This window comes from Streptomyces sp. NPDC059255, assembly GCF_042752355.1.
Taxonomy (GTDB): domain Bacteria; phylum Actinomycetota; class Actinomycetes; order Streptomycetales; family Streptomycetaceae; genus Streptomyces.
Genome location: NZ_JBHYZP010000034.1, coordinates 66,839 through 82,541 on the forward strand (window position 1 = coordinate 66,839; position 15,703 = coordinate 82,541).

The following is a 15,703-nucleotide window of genomic DNA, read 5'->3' on the forward strand; positions in this document are numbered from 1 at the left end:
GACGGGAGCGACGGCCGGTCAGGGAGGGCCGGGCCTCGCACCCATCAGGAGCCGCACCATGAGCACCGCCGTTCCCCAGCCCCAGCCACCGTCCCAGTCCGCGTCCCCGTCCCAGCGAGCCGCCGGCCAGGACGGATCGCCCGACAAGCTGCGCGTGGCCCTCGGCAGCGCGGTCGGCACGACGGTCGAGAACTACGACTTCCTCGCCTACGGCACCGCCGCCGCGCTCTATTTCGGCGACGTGTTCTTCCCCGACTCCTCGTCCTTCGTCGCCACCCTGGCCTCGTTCGCCACCCTCGCCGTCGGTTTCGCGATGCGCCCCCTCGGCGGGATCATCGGCGGTCACCTCGGTGACCGGATCGGACGCAAGCCGGTCCTGGTCGCCGCCCTGATCGTGATGGGCCTCGCGACCACCGCCATCGGCTTCCTGCCCACCTACGCGCAGGTCGGCGCGCTCGCCCCGGTCCTGCTGGTGCTGCTGCGCCTGATCCAGGGCATCGGCTTCGGCGCCGAGTGGGGCGGCGCGATCCTCATGACGTACGAGCACGCCCCGCTCCGCCGCAAGGGGCTGTACTCCGCGATCCCGCAGGCCGGAGTGCCGCTCGGACTGCTGCTCGCCAACGTGGCCTTCCTGATCGCCGCGCAGTTCGACAGCCACCTGGCGTGGCGGATCCCGTTCATCCTCAGCGCGCTGCTGATCGGCGTGGGCATGATCATCCGGCTGAAGATCTCGGAGTCTCCCGAGTTCGAGGAGCTCCAGCGCTCCGGCGAGGTGGCCAAGAGCCCCGTGCTGGAGGTGCTGCGCAAGGACGGGCGCACCGTGCTGCGGGTCATCGGGCTGCGGCTGGCGGAGACGGGCGGCTTCTACGTGATCGTCACGTATCTGCTCAGCTACCTCAAGACCGAGGACATCGTGAGCCGCTCGGTCGCGCTGACCGGACTGATCGTCGCGGCGCTGCTGGGCACCGGCACCACCCTGCTCTTCGGCCGGCTGTCGGACCACTTCGGCCGCCGGCCCGTCTACCTCGTGGGCTCCACCCTCACCCTGCTCTTCGGCTTCCCGCTGTTCCTGCTGGTCAACACCGGTAGCTCGGTGGCGGTCGTGGCCGCGTTCATCCTCGGTCTCTCGCTCTGCCACGACTCGCTGGCCGGTACCCAGGGAGCCTGGTTCTCCGAGCTGTTCGACGCCCGGGTCCGTACGTCGGGCGCCTCGCTCGGCTATCAGTTCTCGGCGGCGATCTCCGGTTTCATCCCCTTCATCGCCGCCGCGCTGGCCGAGGCGTGGGGCTGGGGCGGGGTGGCCCTCCTCTTCTCCGCCTGCGGACTGATCGGCCTCGTCACCGCGCTGCTCACCCGGGAGACCCATCCCGTACGGGCGGCCCGGAGACCGGCTCCGGAGCAGCACGCCGCGGTGGTGTCGGGCTGAGGGCACGGCCCGCCCCGGGGAGGTCCGTGCCGCGCCGGTCCTCCCCGGGTCGGGACCGTGCCTCCGGTCCTCCCTCTCCCACCCGTACCCGTACTCCCTTCTCCCCCTTCCCTCTTGAGGAACCATGCGCGCTCGACTCACCGATCTGGCCGCCGACCGCCGTAGCGCGGGCGCGGCCCTGCCCGCCTTCACGTGTTACGACCTGGCGACCGCCGCGGGTGTGGCCGACGCGGCGGCCCGGACCGGCTCGCCAGTCGCCCTGCTGGTCTCCCCCAGGACGGCCGCCGGGCCGCACGGTCTCGACCTGGTCCGCGCCCTGCGGTCCCTCGCCGACCACGCCGCGGTCCCGGTCTGCCTGCAACTCGACCACGCCACCGACACGGATCTCATCGAAGCGGCCGTCGAGGCGGGCGCCGACTCCGTCCTCGCCGATGGTTCGCGTGGCGGCGAGGACGCGAACGCCGCCTTCGTCGCCGCCGTACGGGAGCGGCTCGCGGCCCGTTTCCCGCAGGTCACCGTCGAGGCCGAACTGGGCCGTATCGAGGGGGACGAGGACATCGCGGCCGTGGCCGCGCAGGCGGCGGCGGGGGCGCTCACCGACCCCGGCCGGGTCGGCGCCTTCCTGGACCGGTCGGGCGCGGACCTGCTCGCCGTGTCCCTCGGCAATGTGCACGGACGCTATCCGGCGCCGCCCGAACTGGACTGGGCGCGGCTGGTGTCGATACGGGAGCGCACCGACGTGCCGCTCGTCCTGCACGGCGCCTCCGGGCTGCCGGCGGCCGATCTCACCCGCGCCATCGGCCATGGTGTGTGCAAGGTCAACATCAACACCGAGCTTCGGCAGACCGTCTTCGACACCCTCATGGCGGAGGTCCCCGTACGGCGTGCGCGCGGGCTCAACATGGACGCGCTGCTCGCCGCGTGGTCGGCCGCCGTCACCGAACGCGCCGAGGCCGCGATCCACGCCCTGTCCCCGGCCGCCCTGGCCACCCCGCCCGCCCCGGCCGCCCTGGCCCCCTCGGCCCCCTCCTCGACCTCGTCCGCCTCAGCCCTCAGTGGAGACCTCCGATGAAGACTCTCGTCCTCGACGACGACCCCACCGGCACCCAGTCCGCCACCGGCGTTCCCGTCCTCCTCGACCTCGACGAGGCGTCGCTCTCCGACCGGGTGGAGGAGGCGTTCCGTACGGACGACGCCCTCTACGTCCTCACCAACAGCCGCGCGCTCGACGAGACGGAGGCCGTCGCGCTGGTCGGCCGGATCCGCCGGGCGGCGCTCGAAACGGTGGGCCGGCTCGGCGACGGCGTACGGTTCGTGCTGCGCGGCGACTCCACCCTCCGCGGCCATGTCTTCGCCGAGAGCGACGTCTTCGCGACGGACGACTCCGTCCTGCTGTTCGTCCCCGCGTTCCCGGCCGGCGGCCGGACCACCCGCGGCGGGGTGCACCACGTACGGGTCGGGGACGACGACGTCCCGGCCGCGGAGACCGAGTACGCGCGGGATCCCGTGTTCGGCTTCCGCTCCAGCGATCTGCCCGGCTACGCGGCCGAGCAGGGCGGCGGGCGTGCCGCGCGGACCGTGCCCCTCGACGCGCTCCGCTCCACGGACGGGCAGGCGCTGACCGAGGCCCTGCTCACCGCGGACGCCGGTACGGTCGTGGCCCCCGACGCCGTACGCGACGAGGACATCGACCTCGTGCACCGGGCCCTGGAGCAGGCGTGGGCCGCGGGCCGGAACATCGTCGTACGCTGCGCCGCGCCGCTCGCGGCCCGCTGCGCCGACGCCACGAGCACGGGCACCCTGCCCACTCCGCTGAGCCGCCCCGCCGGGCCCGTGCTCATCGTCTGCGGTTCGCACACCTCCGGCGCGACGGCCCAACTCGCCTTCCTGGAACGGGAACGGGGCGTGCGCGCCGTCGTCCTCGGTACGGACGCCGCGCTCGGCGACCCGGTGGCGGCCGGCACGGAACTGGTGGAGCGCGCGCGGGCGGAGCTGCGCGCCCACGGGGTCGCCGTCCTCGCGAGCGAGCGGCTGCGCCGGGCCGAGGACAACACGCTGGACCACGGGGAACGCGTCATGACGGCGCTGACCACGGCGGTACGGCTGCTGGCCGACGAGGTCTCCGCGGTGATCGCGAAGGGCGGCATCACCTCGGCCGAGGTGGCCGGCGCGGGCCTCGGCGCCCGGGTGGCCCGGGTACGGGGACAGCTCCTCACCGGGATCAGCGTCTGGGACCTGCCCGCGCGGGACGCCGGGACCGTGCCGTATGTCGTGGTCCCGGGGAACGTCGGGGGCGAGGCGACGCTGGTCGAGGCGCTGAAGGGGCTGGGCGCGTAGCGCTGTGACCGCATAGGTTCACCGGCTTGTCGAGGATTGTGTGGTGTGTGGGCCGGGGCCGGCGGTCCCGGCCCACACACGTGCGTCAGGCCACCGCGCCGGCGACTCCGGTGCGACCGTCCGGCACGCCGACGATCGTCACGATGATCTGCTGACGGATGTCCTCACCAAGGACGCTGACCAGCGCGTCGGTGGTGGTGGCGACCAGGCGGGCGGGAGCGTCCGGGATCTCCGGAAGGTGATAAGCGGCCTCGCGCATGCTGAGAGTGACGAGCGGGGCGTCGATCTCGGCGGGGACGCCGCCGATGCCCCGGCGATTCTGCGGGATGCCGATCAGGTCCACCCCGACCAGGCGGCGGAACTCCTCGCCGTAGACGGCACCGACCGCGTCGGTCAAGGCGCTGATCAGCTTCGGTTCGATCGCCCCGTCGAGGGCTCCCTCGCGGATGTGCACGTTGAAGTGCGGCATGGCGGAGTCTCCGTTCGCGCTGGTGGGTACCATGAAGAGAATTCACTTTGCGAGCAAAGCAAAATAGCTTTGAAGGTAAAGATAAATGAGGAGGGGTGTGCGATGTCAACACCCAGGGCGCACGATGCCGACAAGGGTGACGGGAACGGAGTGGATGACACCGTCAGGGCCCTGCTGCTGCTCATGCCCCGCATGGTGGGCCGGGTCAAGAAGATCCCCGTGCCCGAGGCGCTGCAGTCCTTCTCGCTGGCGCCGCGTCACCTCTCCCTGCTCTCCTACCTGCTCTTCGACGGGCCGATGACCGTGAACGAGCTGGCCGCTCGACTGCAGATCGCCCCGACGACAGTGAGCCTGCTGGTCGGCGACCTGAGCCGGCAAGGAATCCTGGAACGGCGCGAGGACGAGGCGGATCGCCGCCGGCGGATCATCGGCATCGCGGCCGACCAACAACCCGCGATCACCTCCTGGCTCGCCCCGGGCGCGGCCGCATGGCGCAAGGCACTGGCCCCCCTGACACCGGATCAGCGACAGGTCTTCGTCGACACACTGCTCGCCTACGAAGCCGCAGTCAGCGACGAGGAACCGGGCTGAGCCGCGAAAGAAGCAGTCATGGGACCGAGTGACACCGCCGTATCGGCCTCCGGGGTGAACCTCGAGAGCACTACTGTCGGTGGAGTGAACGGCGACACCGTCGAAGAGACCTACACCGCTGCCGAGCGTCTCCGCGACAGCCTGGTGGACCAGGCCGTTACGGAAGGACGAGTGCGCACCCCCCGTATCGAGAAGGCGATGCGGACCGTACCCCGCCATCTGTTCGCGCCCGAGGTGCCGCTCGAAGAGGCATACGCGAACAGGACCGTCAGCATCAAGAACGGCGACGACGGTGCGTCAATCAGTTGCGCGTCCCAACCCAGTGTCATCGGCTTGATGCTGGAGCAGTTGCAAGTCCAACCGGGCGAGTCGGTGCTCGAACTGGGCGCCGGCACCGGGTACAACGCCGCCCTGCTCGCGCACCTGACCGGCGCCGACGGTCGCGTCGTCACACTCGACGTGGACGACGACATCGTGGAAGGCGCCCACTCGAACCTCGCCACGGCCGGCTTCTCGAACGTCGAGGTCATTCTCCGGGACGGAGCAGTCGGCCACGCCGACGGCGCCCCCTACCCCAAGATCGTCGACACTGTGGGGGCCCACGGCATAGCGAGATGAACACGTTCATGCCGCTCAGGAGAGGCATCGCCGACGACGAGCGGCGCCTCGTCCCGGTCACCTCGACGGGCATGGTGAGCCTCCGGACCAACCAGGCGCAGGCGGTGGACGAGCACGCCCTGGCCGACGTCCTGGACCAGCCTCGCATCGTGGTGTGGTCCGACGTGCTCTACCGCGCGATGGAGTCGCCGGAGTGGATGGAGCTGTGGCTGACCTGCACGATGCCCAACGGTCTGAACTACATGCCCGCCAAGAAGGAGGCCACCAGCAGCGGCCTGCTCACCACCCCGTACCCGAGTTCCACCGCGGTGTTCGAGAAGGGCGCTCTGACCTATCTCACCCGTCGCCTGTCCACCGAGCGGACCTCCGAAGGGGGCAAGTTGTGGGAGTTCGGGGTCGTCGGACATGGCCACGGCGGCGACGAACTGGCCGAGCGGGTCGCCGAGTCCATGCGTACCTGGGACCGGGAGTACCGCTCACGCGAGGCTACGTTCGAGTTGCGGCCCCTCGACGCCGAGCCTGTGGACCTGCGCCTCGGCCGCTTCGCCTTCGACACCCCGCTCAACCAGATCGTCGTCAAGTGGTAGGCCGCTTGCTTCCCGCCGGTCGCCTCCACCGGTGACCGGCGAGAACCGGCTGGTCGCTGAAGACCAGCCGGTTCGTCCTCAACCGGCACCGAACACCTGTCGTCCGGGAGGAAACACATGGACCTCAGTGGACCAATCGCGAGGCGTTTCCAGCTCGTCGCGCGATTCCGCCCCTCCTGTCTGCCACTGCCCACCCGCGTCAGCGCACTGGTTGAGCTCGCCGAAACCGGCGAGTGCCAAGGGGGCCAGGGCCTGGCCTGGTCAACCTCACGCACACATCCGGGCCGGGCGCCCCCAGGACGGCCGCCACCGGCTCCTGGCGCTGTACGAGGCAGTCAGCGCAAGTGACGCCACAGTCCTTGAGGGGCCGTCGCCGTCACGCGCCCACGCCACGTGGCTAAACCGTGTACATGCGCCACTCGTTACGTGTGCGGTCCGGGGAGATGACCGACTGCTTTCCCAAGGCTGATCAAAATGGCCTCCTGAGTCCGGGGCACCGCGTCGCGCGGTGTCCCGGACTCAGTTGGGTCCGCCGGATCCGCCGGTCCGCAACGGAGGGGGAGCGATGTCGTTCGAGGAAGAGTGGGCTCAGCAGAAGCAGACGGTGGTCGAACGCCAGTCGTCGGACATGCGGCTCAATCAACTCGACCGCGGCGGTCCGCGTCGTCCGGAGACCCCGATCTGGCTACGGTCCCCGCAGCGAAGAAAAAGGCGGCCAACACCATAGAGCACCAGCTCGAACCGAGGACCAGGAGTGACGCGAACGCGGCCGATGAGCCCACGCGGGTCGCCGTGGCGGAGTTCAAGGGGTGGGACACCGGCGCGGGCCTGAAGAAGGCCCACGAGCACTGGGACTCCCAGGTGACGCGGCTGATGGGCCGGCTGAGTTCAGAGAAGGTCGGACTGCGGGGCGCGTCGAATCTGCTGGCCGGCCAGGATGTGACCACCGAGGCCGGGTTCGCGCCGCTGCGATCAAAAGTGAACGGAATCTAGGGGGAGCCATGCCCAGCTACGACGACGTCCTGCACATAAAGCTCTCCGAGCTGACTGCGGCGGCGGACGGCTGGAAGGACATGGCCGCCCGGTTCAAAAAGCTTGAGGACCTGTACGAGAAAGACGTCCAGAGCGTCACCTCGGAGGACAGGTGAACGGGCGCGAGCGCGTCGGCTGCCGCTTTGGACTTCAACATGACACGCGGCCAGTTCGATGCCGCGCAGAAGGAAGCACTCGGCATGGAGTCGCTTCTGCGCGACGCCCACACGACGTTCACCGATCTCAAGGGGAAGGTGGAGTCGGCCGTCGCCGATGCCGTCAAGGCCGGCATGAAGGTCTCCGACCAGGGGACGGCGCGTTACGACTACAGCAAGGTCGACGAGGCCACCGCGAAGTCCGTGCGCCACGACCCGGACCTCCCCAACGTGGAGAACTCGTATACCAGCAACATCATGGCCGCGGTGCGGGCGGTCACCGAGTTCGACCAGGACGTCAAGACAGCTCTGCTGAACGCGTCGGGCGCCGACAACACCGCGCTCTTCGGCTTCAACGCCAAGCCCGTGGGCGATGTCCAGGCCGTCGAGGCACTCGGCCTCACGGAGAAGATCAACGCGGGCGAGGCGTCGGAGAAGGAGATCCGGCAGTACCGCGACGTCATGAAGGAGAACTCCAAGGACAAGCACTTCAGCGAGGCGTACCTGAACGCCCTCGGGGCGGAGGGCACGGTACGGCTCGCCGACCAGATGAACCTGGCGGCCAACGAACACGGCGCCTCCGCGGGCGACAGGAAGCTCTACGAGTCCATCAACACCAGCCTGGCCACCACGGTGGCCTCCGGTACGAAGGACCCTGACAGCTACGCCTACAAGCCCTTCATGAAGGGGCTCAAAGAGGTGGGCGACGACAACATCGGCGGCGGCCTCGCACCGACGGCGGGGTATCAGGCGCTGGTCACGCTCATGACGAACGGTGAGGGATACGGGAAGCAGTTCCTCAACGATGTCGGCGACGGCATCATCAAGGTCGAGAAAGCGGAACCCAACGAGTGGACGCACGCCTACGACGTGAGCCGTCCGAACCTGGTGTCGGACCCGCTGGACGGCCTTCTGAAGATCATGAGCGAAGATCCGGACGCGGCAACGTACTTCCTCGACCCCGAGGCCGCAGGCAACAAGAACGACCACCTGGAGTATCTGCTCAAGGACCGTGAATGGCCGGAGGACTACATCGCGGTCCCGGGTGCCGTCAGGGAACTCGAAAACCCCGACAGGGCCGCGAGCCTGGGCGCCGCCATCGAAGCCGCCGCCACCGGCAACGAACCCGGCGCCAAACCGGGCGAACCCGGCCCGCACACCGAGGGCCAGGCCCGCGTGATGCACAACGCGATCAAGTTCCTCGACGAAGCGGGCGGCGACGAATTCCCGAAGGACCTGGAGAACCTCCGCCAGCCCATGGCCCGAGCCCTCACCGACTACGTCGCCGACACCCACATCATCCTCAACGGCCAGGAATCCGCCTACGGCGGCGTCGCCGGCGCCGACAACATCAACGGCTCCGGCGACAAGGCACACATAGCCGTCGGCCAGGCCAGCCTCGTACGCGTGATGCGGGGTATAGCGGACGACGCGCCCGCCTTCTCCCTCCTGTACGAGACGGAGCGGGCCTACGGCGCGGACCAACTCGCCCAGGCTCCGGATTTCAAGCCCGAGTCGAATCACGATTCGAGCGCCGACTGGAATGTTCGCGGGAAAGAGATCGGCATGGCGATGGGTGCCCTGAACGGAATCGGCGCCGATGTATACAAGGACAAAATGGATGACCGAGTGGAGTGGGCCGAGGACACCGCCACCTATTCATCCATAGGCGCAAACGGCCTCATCGGCGAGATCCCAATATTGAGCACCGTGGGAGGCGGCCTGATCGACTCCCTGGCATATGACTGGACCAAGGACGTCACCAGCGCGGCCGAGGACGAGGGGAAAAACAACTCCAGCGATAATTTCGCCAAAGGCGTGGATGGAACCAATAAGCTGTTCGAGGAGTGGGGAGAAAGCAATGGAATCACCGAAGACAATTCCTATAAAACGGCAAGGGGCGACGCAAACACGGGACACAGCGACGGACGCGCTGCAGCCGATGCCCACCTCAAGGTTCCGTAAACCTCTGAGAGTCTCTGCAGTCCTCGCGGTATGCATATTGACTGCGGCTTCCTGTACCTCCGAAAGCCCAGATCAGCCGGACAGCGATCCGTGCAGCCACAGCCGCGCCTCACGCGAGGGAAAGCTCGTACAGCAACTGCTCAGCACGGACGAATACAAGACTTCGACATTCAACATGACCTCTGATCTGTCGGAGAAACTTCCCGACGAGCTACGGGCTTGGAAACCCGGCCGCACGGAGTACACAGTCCAAGCATGCTCCTTCTCTCCCAAGATCCACAAGACCGGTGGGGGTGAAGCCCTGCATGTCGAGTTTCGCTGGACCTCGCGCAGCAATCCGCGCGAATGGGGCCGACCGGCAAACGAGGCGAGCTATTACAACCTCAACAACGTTCTCGGCGAGTCCGACGAGACTCTTTCCAGAATTCGCATCACATGCGACTTGCCCGGCGAATTGAGCGAACCGTCCCAACAGACTCTCCTTCAGGCGGAGTCTTCAAACACGGCATACGCAGGCACCGAAGCAGACAAGAACACACGGGATCGGCAGATAACTTTCCTCTATCTCATGGCTCGAAAAGCCGTCGAAGCGCTCGGCTGCGAGAACAATCCGCTCGCGAAGGATCCCGTAGCCAAGGCTTACAGCACCCCCGAAGAGGCAGTCCGATCCGGACCGCGACCGGGCTCTGGCTGAGTCGGTGCCGTTCGCGGAGTACAGGGAGCGGCTGCGCTGACCGCGGACTCGATCTCGCCCGCTGCGAACAGCAAGGCCCGGAGGGCGCTACGGCTACGGGACACAGCCGGACTCACGGGGGATATCGGGTCCCTCAGCCAGGCCATGGCCTGTCGGCTTGGCAGGCCCGGTGGATCGCCTCCAGCGGATACGGGGTTTCCCGGCTCTCGTGCTGGAGCTTGAGGTAGAAGTCCGTCACGACCGCGGCGAGCGGTGTGTGGCGGGTGAGGATCGCAGTGACCTCTCGCGGGCCTGCCGGAGGGCGCTTCCCTTCGGCGCATGCGTGGATCAGTGCCTGGCGCTCCGCCCTCTCGTACCCATACACGGCAGTGATCAGCCAGTTCACCAGGTAACTGACCGTGTAGGCGCGATCGTAGGTTCTGTGCCTGTCGAAGAAATCGGCCTCGGAGGGTGACAGGTCGAACCGCGACGAGAGAGCCAGGCCGTAATCGGCGAAGTAGAGACGCCGGCCGTCCGTCAGGATGTTCTCGAAGTGGGCGTCGAAGTGAAGGAGCCCGCGCTCGCTCATGAAGGAGGTACCGGTCTCCAACTCTTTCTCCACCAGGGAACAGGCCCGGTCGGCGCTCTCACCACCAGCGCCTACCTGCTGGGTGAGCCACGCGTGCAGGGTCTGGGGGATGTACTCCAGGAAGAGCACGAGGCTCGCCGAGGATCGCTGAAACGCCTCGATACGACGGCGTATCTCCGGCCCGCCTCCCCAGTAGGCCACGGCCCGTTCCACGTCGGCAAGCTCCGCCGGAAGGTCGGGCGCGGTGTCCGGGAGCACGCGCCAGTGGTACATGAGCGGGAACCCCTCGCACTCCCCCGCGAGCACCCAGTTCGTGGTCATGGTGTGGGCGGCGAGCTCCCGCCACGCCCCGAAACCGGGTGCGCCGATGCCGTACTGGCAGAAAGTGGGCAGTCCGAACACGTTGGCCGTGGATCGGCGGTGTTCCGGCAGTCGCTCGATGTCCGTGAGGGGCACCCGCTTCACGAAGACCGGCGTACCCGATACCTCCAGCAGTGCCGACCTCCCGCCGATACCGGAACCGAGCGGCTCAGCGGCGTCCACGAGCTCACGCAGCCCCCGGTCACTGCGCAGGGCCAGCGACGTGGAAACACGGCTGTACGCAGCCGGACGCGCGTCACCCGACAGGTCAGAGCACTCGACCGCTCCACGCATCCGGATGCCGACCTCGTCTTCCGCTCCGGGCGGGGGCGCCGCCCCGGTGTCGGCGAGGTCGTGGGGCTACCCCGCCTTGATGTCCTGGAGCCAGGATGTCATCTCCGCACGGCCGAAGAGCACCACGCCGCCCTCCGGGCGCTTGCTGTCGCGGAACGCTACGCGGCCGTCGGGGAGGGTGGCGGTTTCGACGCAGTCGCCGCCGCCGCCATTGCTCCCACCTGTGTAACTGCTTTTACGCCAGGTCACCTGTGCCAGCGGGTCGTTCTCCGGCATCACCACTCGCTCCCTGTCTCATGCGTATGAGTTCATCGCTTCGATGATGAGATCCGTCGAGTCGGCGCACGAGAGCGCCAGTTCGGTGAGGATGCCGAACCTCAGTGTCAACAAGCGAACGCGGTCGCGATCCTCGATATAGAGCATACCCGCGGGGCCCTCCGTGTAGCCGATGTCCGGGATGGGGTCCGGCAGCGAGAGAAGGGCGAATGGGCCTTCCATGCCCGGGGTACCGCCCGCATCCCGGGGCAGTACCTGGACGGTCACGTGCGGGCCTTCCGCAACGTCGAGCAGCTTGCGCAACTGCGCGCGCATGATGCTCGCGTCACCGACGAAACGCTCCAGGACCGCCTGGTCGATGATGAAGTGGGTACGCGGCGGCGAGCTCTTGGCCAGTACGTGCTGACGGATCATCCGCGCGGTGACGAGGCGTTCGAGCTCCTCCGGGCCGTACGCGCCCGGCGACACCGCGTTCATCATCGCGCGGGCATAGTCGGCCGTCTGCAACAGGCCGTGGAACAATTGCGGCTGGAAGTCACGGAGAGCCACCAAGCCGTCCTCGATGCTGATCAGCGGCTTCACCGCGTCGGGCAGCTCATCGCCGAAGCTGACCCACCATCCCTGTTCGGCCGATGTGGTGGCCAACTGCATCAGAGCAGCGCGCAGTTCGGTGTCCATGACGCCGTACGCGTCCAAGAGCTGCTCCGCCTCGCGCGGCTTGACCCGGTGGACTCGTGTCTCGATACGGGAGAGTTTCGCCGCGGACCAGCGTCCAGCCCCTTCCTTGAGCTTGCCAACTGCCTGCTCCTGCGTGAGACCTGCCTGATCGCGCAGTCCCTTGAGTGTGTCGGCAAGCTGCCAGCGTCGCACCACTGACGATCCACCATGCTGGCTCAGCGTCATGACTACCCCTCACTCCTCTGCCGGTTCCGCACTGCGGACGAGTGACCCGTACGAGCGAAAAATGGAAGACCCACTTTCATCTGCATCACCCGGTCCACCATAGTGTCACGCAAGGAAGCGACATAATTACGCTCAGTAGGAGGACATGATGTCAGCCGAAACAGCAGCCCCCACCCCTTCCGTCCCCAGCGACCCGCCCCTCACCCGCGCCGAATTCAACGCCCTGGCCGACGAGTTGGTCGCCGTCACCGCGCCCCGGCTCTTCGCCGTCGTCCAGACGTACGAGCCCGCGGGCACCGGCCCCGAGGACGCCGACGCGTGGGTCGCCGCGTGGGGGATGGCCTTCGAGGAGCATGCCGAGATCGTGAGCGCTTCCGGCGGCATCCGGATGCGTGTGCGCTCGCTGGACCGTGCCGTCGGGAGGTTCGGCCGGGGCGACGACACCACTGCGCGGGTGGTGTGGGTGCCCGGGGCGGCCTGACCCCCGGGTGGGCCGGGTACGCGCCGTCGAGCCGGCAGTGCCTACAGTCGCGTGTCATGGACTGGATGGAGCGGGTGGGAAGTCTGCGGCAGTGGACGAGCAACGGGGTACGCGCGCCGCACAAGCCGCTGCTGATGCTGTACGCGCTGGGGCGGTTCCGGCACGGACCGGAGCGGGCGTTGCGCTACTCCGACATCGAGCGCGACCTGAGCGGGCTGCTGCGCAACTACGGTCCCCCGAACCCGACATCGCCCGCGTACCCGTTCCACCACCTCGTCAGCGACGGGGTGTGGGCCGTACGGACCGACACCGGTGACCCGAGCCCTGGCACGGGGGTGCGGGCGCTGCGCGACAGCGGGGCGGCGGGGCGGCTCGTGCCGGAGTTGCGGGCCGCGCTGGACGTGGACCCGGGGCTGCTCGGGCGGCTCGTACACCTGCTGCTGGACACGCACTTCCCGCCGTCGCTCCACGCGGACATCGCCAACGATGTCGGTCTCGACCTGGAGTTGGACGCCGCCGTCGCATCGGCTGCCGCCCCCGCCGTACGGGAGGACCGGCGGCGCGGTGTCGAGCTGCGCAGACAAGTGCTCGTCGCGTACGAATACCGGTGCGCCTTCTGCGGCTTCGACGGTTCTCTCGGCGGGCTGCCGGTCGGGCTGGAGGCCGCGCACGTGCGGTGGTGGGCGTTCCGGGGTCCCGACGAGCTGTCCAACGCGCTGTGCCTGTGCTCGCTGCACCACAAGCTGTTCGACCGGGGCGTGTTGGGCCTGGACTCCCGTCGGCGGATCACCGTCTCCCGGGAGTTCGTCGGCCGTGGCCGCGCCGCGCGGAGCCATGTGCTCGACCTGAGCGGGCAAGAACTCGTGGGCCCGCAGAGCGGCAGCACCGGCGTCGCCACCGAACACGTCGACTGGCATACGGCGCAGGTGTTCCGGGGCGAGGCCCGTACGCCCGAGCCGGTCTGAGCGGACGAACGGCCGCTCTGCCGTTGGCTGATCTGCTGCCGGCAGAGAAACCCGGCGTCAGGGCGGTGGCCGGGCAAGGGTGGGGAGGAAGGCGCGGCGACCGGCGCCGCGTCATCTTGAGGAGGGCTCATGTCTCCACTCGTCACCGACCTGGATTTCCCGCTGCGACCGCCCCACGCCTCCGAGCAGGGCACCGCGGCGGCGACCACCCCGTTCGACGATCATCTCGCCGCGCGGCTGCTGACCCAGCGCATCGTCGTGCTCGGCACCGAGGTCACCGATGTCTCCGCGAACCGGGTCTGCGCGCAGTTGCTGCTCCTGTCCGCCGAGGATCCGCGCGGCGACATCGGGCTCTACATCAACAGCCCCGGCGGCTCCGTGACGGCCGGGCTGGCGATCTACGACACGATGCGGCTCATCCCGAACGACGTCGCCACGCTCGCCATCGGCTTCGCCGCGAGCATGGGGCAGTTCCTGCTCACGGTGGGGGCGAAGGGGAAGCGTGCCGCGCTGCCGAACGCGCGGATCATGATGCACCAGCCGTCGGCGGGCATCGGCGGTACCACGGCCGACATCGCGATCCAGGCCGAGAACCTCGAATTCATGAAGGGGGCCATCGAGCGGATCACGGCGGAGCACACCGGCCAGGCCGTGGAGACGGTCTCCCGCGACGGCGACCGCGACCGGTGGTTCACCGCCGAGCAGGCCAGGGAGTACGGCATGGTCGACCGGGTCGTCTCGTCGCTCGCCGACGTACGGCCGGCCGCCGCGCAGCGACGGATGGGACTCTGACATGGGCCAGTACACGATCCCGACCGTCGTCGAGCGCACCGCGCAGGGCGAGCGCGCGTACGACATCTACAGCCGGCTCCTCTCGGAACGGATCATCTTCCTCGGCACCGAGATCGACGACGGCGTGGCCAACGTCGTCATCGCCCAACTGCTCCACCTGGAGTCCGCCAGTCCGGAGACCGAGATCTCGCTGTATCTCAACTCCCCCGGTGGATCGTTCACTTCACTCATGGCCATCTACGACACGATGACGTTCATCGGGTCGCCGATCTCGACCTTCTGTGTCGGCCAGGCGGCCTCGACCGCCGCCGTGCTGCTGGCGGGCGGCGATCCCGGGCGGCGCCATGTGCTCGAACACGCGCGGGTGCTGCTGGGACAGCCCGCGAGCGGCGGTCATCAGGGGACGGTCTCGGACCTCAGCCTCCAGGCCAAGGAGATGGTACGGATCCGCTCCGAGGTCGAGGAGATCCTCTCCCGGCACACGCGCCACGACGTGGCGACCCTGCGTGCGGACATGGACCGCGACCGGGTCTTCACCCCGCACGAGGCGGTGGCGTACGGGCTCGCCGACGAAGTGCTGAGCAGGAGGAGGGTGCGCGTTCGCTGATCGCGGCCGAAGGAGGGGTTACGCGGGCGGCTCTCCGGGGGCGTCCGGTACGACGGCGAGGCTCAGGAGGTGACGGGTGCGGCCGGCGTCCGGGGCGTTGCCGGAGCGCGCGACGACCAGTGCCTCGATGTCCGTGATCAGCTCGGCGAACTCCTCGGCGGTGAGCCACACCGCGCCCTGCCGGTAGGCGACGCCGTCGGTGGCGGGATCGGCGTCGTCGCGGGCGAGGTAGCGGTCGAAGTCCGCCAGCAGGGCTCCCGAGAACGCGGCGAAGGCCTGTCGGTGGTCCGTCGGCGTCATCGCCCGGCGCGCCTCCTCGCCGACGACGGCGTTCTCCCTGTGCACCCGGTAGCTGCGCTCCACGGCGCCGCGTACCCGCCGCTCGCCCACCACTTCCAGCACTCCGGCCCGGGTGAGCGTGGCGATGTGCCGGTACATGGTCGCGGGCGCGATGTCGGGCAGTTGGACACGCAACTGCGCCGTGGTCAGGTCGCCGGTGCCGAGCAGGGTCTGCAGGATGCGCATCCGGACCGGGTGGAGGAGCAGGTTCGCCGTTGACATGGCTTCATGGTCTCGCAACGGG

Annotated in this window: 19 protein-coding genes; 14 read left to right on the top strand and 5 right to left on the bottom strand. The window is 68.7% G+C overall.

Features of this window, described 5'->3' with window-relative positions:
• Positions 1-58 precede the first annotated feature (58 nt).
• The 3 genes from ACFXKG_RS31400 to ACFXKG_RS31410 all read left to right on the top strand — a co-directional run bounded on the left by ACFXKG_RS31400 (position 59) and on the right by ACFXKG_RS31410 (position 3,763).
• Positions 59-1,426, top strand: coding sequence for an MFS transporter (locus ACFXKG_RS31400; RefSeq protein WP_384846250.1), 1,368 nt, complete (start codon positions 59-61; stop codon positions 1,424-1,426).
• A 124-nt stretch (positions 1,427-1,550) separates the two neighbouring features.
• The gene (locus ACFXKG_RS31405; RefSeq protein ID WP_384846252.1) at positions 1,551-2,498 is read left to right on the top strand and encodes a class II fructose-bisphosphate aldolase; all 948 of its coding nucleotides are present in this window, start codon (positions 1,551-1,553) and stop codon (positions 2,496-2,498) included.
• Positions 2,495-3,763 carry a four-carbon acid sugar kinase family protein gene (locus ACFXKG_RS31410; protein WP_384846254.1) on the top strand — a complete coding sequence of 423 codons (1,269 nt, stop codon included), beginning with the start codon at positions 2,495-2,497 and terminating at the stop codon, positions 3,761-3,763. The genes ACFXKG_RS31405 and ACFXKG_RS31410 overlap by 4 nt, the downstream gene beginning before the upstream one ends.
• 85 nt (positions 3,764-3,848) lie before the next feature.
• Here ACFXKG_RS31410 and ACFXKG_RS31415 read toward each other — a convergent pair whose 3' ends face one another.
• On the bottom strand, positions 3,849-4,232 hold the full coding sequence (locus ACFXKG_RS31415) for a hypothetical protein (RefSeq protein ID WP_384846256.1): 384 nt from the start codon (positions 4,230-4,232) through the stop codon (positions 3,849-3,851).
• 102 nt (positions 4,233-4,334) lie between these two features.
• Between ACFXKG_RS31415 and ACFXKG_RS31420 the strand changes: the two genes are divergently transcribed.
• From ACFXKG_RS31420 to ACFXKG_RS31450, 7 genes are all read left to right on the top strand, one after another.
• Positions 4,335-4,823 carry a MarR family transcriptional regulator gene (locus ACFXKG_RS31420; RefSeq protein ID WP_384846258.1) on the top strand — a complete coding sequence of 163 codons (489 nt, stop codon included), beginning with the start codon at positions 4,335-4,337 and terminating at the stop codon, positions 4,821-4,823.
• Positions 4,824-4,907: 84 nt separating this feature from the next.
• On the top strand, positions 4,908-5,441 hold the full coding sequence (locus ACFXKG_RS31425; protein WP_384846260.1) for a methyltransferase domain-containing protein: 534 nt from the start codon (positions 4,908-4,910) through the stop codon (positions 5,439-5,441).
• 8 nt (positions 5,442-5,449) lie between these two features.
• Positions 5,450-6,028 carry a hypothetical protein gene (locus ACFXKG_RS31430; RefSeq protein ID WP_384846262.1) on the top strand — a complete coding sequence of 193 codons (579 nt, stop codon included), beginning with the start codon at positions 5,450-5,452 and terminating at the stop codon, positions 6,026-6,028.
• Between the two features lie 792 nt (positions 6,029-6,820).
• Positions 6,821-7,021, top strand: coding sequence for a hypothetical protein (locus tag ACFXKG_RS31435; RefSeq protein WP_384846264.1), 201 nt, complete (start codon positions 6,821-6,823; stop codon positions 7,019-7,021).
• Positions 7,022-7,029: 8 nt separating this feature from the next.
• The gene (locus ACFXKG_RS31440) at positions 7,030-7,176 is read left to right on the top strand and encodes a hypothetical protein (protein WP_384846266.1); all 147 of its coding nucleotides are present in this window, start codon (positions 7,030-7,032) and stop codon (positions 7,174-7,176) included.
• Positions 7,177-7,215: 39 nt separating this feature from the next.
• Entirely contained in the window at positions 7,216-9,180 is a 1,965-nt protein-coding gene (locus tag ACFXKG_RS31445; RefSeq protein ID WP_384846268.1) for a hypothetical protein, read from the top strand.
• 175 nt (positions 9,181-9,355) lie between these two features.
• Positions 9,356-9,874 (top strand): hypothetical protein, encoded by a 519-nt coding sequence (locus ACFXKG_RS31450; RefSeq protein ID WP_384846270.1) that lies wholly within the window; start codon positions 9,356-9,358, stop codon positions 9,872-9,874.
• Positions 9,875-10,007: 133 nt separating this feature from the next.
• Here ACFXKG_RS31450 and ACFXKG_RS31455 read toward each other — a convergent pair whose 3' ends face one another.
• From ACFXKG_RS31455 to ACFXKG_RS31465, 3 genes are all read right to left on the bottom strand, one after another.
• Positions 10,008-11,096, bottom strand: coding sequence for a protein kinase family protein (locus ACFXKG_RS31455; protein ID WP_384846272.1), 1,089 nt, complete (start codon positions 11,094-11,096; stop codon positions 10,008-10,010).
• A gap of 66 nt (positions 11,097-11,162) precedes the next feature.
• Positions 11,163-11,372, bottom strand: a complete 210-nt coding sequence (locus ACFXKG_RS31460; RefSeq protein WP_384846274.1) for a DUF397 domain-containing protein — start codon at positions 11,370-11,372, stop codon at positions 11,163-11,165.
• A gap of 18 nt (positions 11,373-11,390) precedes the next feature.
• Complete coding sequence (locus ACFXKG_RS31465) at positions 11,391-12,275, bottom strand: helix-turn-helix domain-containing protein (RefSeq protein ID WP_384846276.1); 885 nt, start codon at positions 12,273-12,275, stop codon at positions 11,391-11,393.
• Positions 12,276-12,420: 145 nt separating this feature from the next.
• Between ACFXKG_RS31465 and ACFXKG_RS31470 the strand changes: the two genes are divergently transcribed.
• The 4 genes from ACFXKG_RS31470 to ACFXKG_RS31485 all read left to right on the top strand — a co-directional run bounded on the left by ACFXKG_RS31470 (position 12,421) and on the right by ACFXKG_RS31485 (position 15,120).
• The gene (locus tag ACFXKG_RS31470) at positions 12,421-12,756 is read left to right on the top strand and encodes a hypothetical protein (protein WP_384846278.1); all 336 of its coding nucleotides are present in this window, start codon (positions 12,421-12,423) and stop codon (positions 12,754-12,756) included.
• Positions 12,757-12,812: 56 nt separating this feature from the next.
• Complete coding sequence (locus ACFXKG_RS31475) at positions 12,813-13,721, top strand: phosphorothioated DNA-binding restriction endonuclease (protein ID WP_384846280.1); 909 nt, start codon at positions 12,813-12,815, stop codon at positions 13,719-13,721.
• Between the two features lie 129 nt (positions 13,722-13,850).
• Positions 13,851-14,513 (top strand): ClpP family protease, encoded by a 663-nt coding sequence (locus ACFXKG_RS31480; RefSeq protein WP_384846282.1) that lies wholly within the window; start codon positions 13,851-13,853, stop codon positions 14,511-14,513.
• 1 nt (position 14,514) lies between these two features.
• Entirely contained in the window at positions 14,515-15,120 is a 606-nt protein-coding gene (locus tag ACFXKG_RS31485; RefSeq protein ID WP_382890482.1) for a ClpP family protease, read from the top strand.
• A gap of 18 nt (positions 15,121-15,138) precedes the next feature.
• Here ACFXKG_RS31485 and ACFXKG_RS31490 read toward each other — a convergent pair whose 3' ends face one another.
• The gene (locus ACFXKG_RS31490; protein WP_384846284.1) at positions 15,139-15,681 is read right to left on the bottom strand and encodes a helix-turn-helix domain-containing protein; all 543 of its coding nucleotides are present in this window, start codon (positions 15,679-15,681) and stop codon (positions 15,139-15,141) included.
• Positions 15,682-15,703: the final 22 nt, after the last annotated feature.

Bases quoted from the DNA above. Each gene is read 5' to 3' on its own strand.
- ACFXKG_RS31430 (WP_384846262.1), top strand. From the start codon at position 5,450: ATGCCGCTCAGGAGAGGCATCGCCGACGACGAGCGGCGCCTCGTCCCG.
- ACFXKG_RS31410 (WP_384846254.1), top strand. From the start codon at position 2,495: ATGAAGACTCTCGTCCTCGACGACGACCCCACCGGCACCCAGTCCGCC.
- ACFXKG_RS31400 (WP_384846250.1), top strand. From the start codon at position 59: ATGAGCACCGCCGTTCCCCAGCCCCAGCCACCGTCCCAGTCCGCGTCC.
- ACFXKG_RS31415 (WP_384846256.1), bottom strand. From the start codon at position 4,232: ATGCCGCACTTCAACGTGCACATCCGCGAGGGAGCCCTCGACGGGGCG.
- ACFXKG_RS31470 (WP_384846278.1), top strand. From the start codon at position 12,421: ATGATGTCAGCCGAAACAGCAGCCCCCACCCCTTCCGTCCCCAGCGAC.
- ACFXKG_RS31440 (WP_384846266.1), top strand. From the start codon at position 7,030: ATGCCCAGCTACGACGACGTCCTGCACATAAAGCTCTCCGAGCTGACT.
- ACFXKG_RS31480 (WP_384846282.1), top strand. From the start codon at position 13,851: ATGTCTCCACTCGTCACCGACCTGGATTTCCCGCTGCGACCGCCCCAC.
- ACFXKG_RS31460 (WP_384846274.1), bottom strand. From the start codon at position 11,372: ATGCCGGAGAACGACCCGCTGGCACAGGTGACCTGGCGTAAAAGCAGT.
- ACFXKG_RS31405 (WP_384846252.1), top strand. From the start codon at position 1,551: ATGCGCGCTCGACTCACCGATCTGGCCGCCGACCGCCGTAGCGCGGGC.
- ACFXKG_RS31455 (WP_384846272.1), bottom strand. From the start codon at position 11,096: ATGCGTGGAGCGGTCGAGTGCTCTGACCTGTCGGGTGACGCGCGTCCG.
- ACFXKG_RS31420 (WP_384846258.1), top strand. From the start codon at position 4,335: ATGTCAACACCCAGGGCGCACGATGCCGACAAGGGTGACGGGAACGGA.
- ACFXKG_RS31490 (WP_384846284.1), bottom strand. From the start codon at position 15,681: ATGTCAACGGCGAACCTGCTCCTCCACCCGGTCCGGATGCGCATCCTG.
- ACFXKG_RS31450 (WP_384846270.1), top strand. From the start codon at position 9,356: ATGACCTCTGATCTGTCGGAGAAACTTCCCGACGAGCTACGGGCTTGG.
- ACFXKG_RS31485 (WP_382890482.1), top strand. From the start codon at position 14,515: ATGGGCCAGTACACGATCCCGACCGTCGTCGAGCGCACCGCGCAGGGC.
- ACFXKG_RS31475 (WP_384846280.1), top strand. From the start codon at position 12,813: ATGGACTGGATGGAGCGGGTGGGAAGTCTGCGGCAGTGGACGAGCAAC.
- ACFXKG_RS31465 (WP_384846276.1), bottom strand. From the start codon at position 12,275: ATGACGCTGAGCCAGCATGGTGGATCGTCAGTGGTGCGACGCTGGCAG.
- ACFXKG_RS31445 (WP_384846268.1), top strand. From the start codon at position 7,216: ATGACACGCGGCCAGTTCGATGCCGCGCAGAAGGAAGCACTCGGCATG.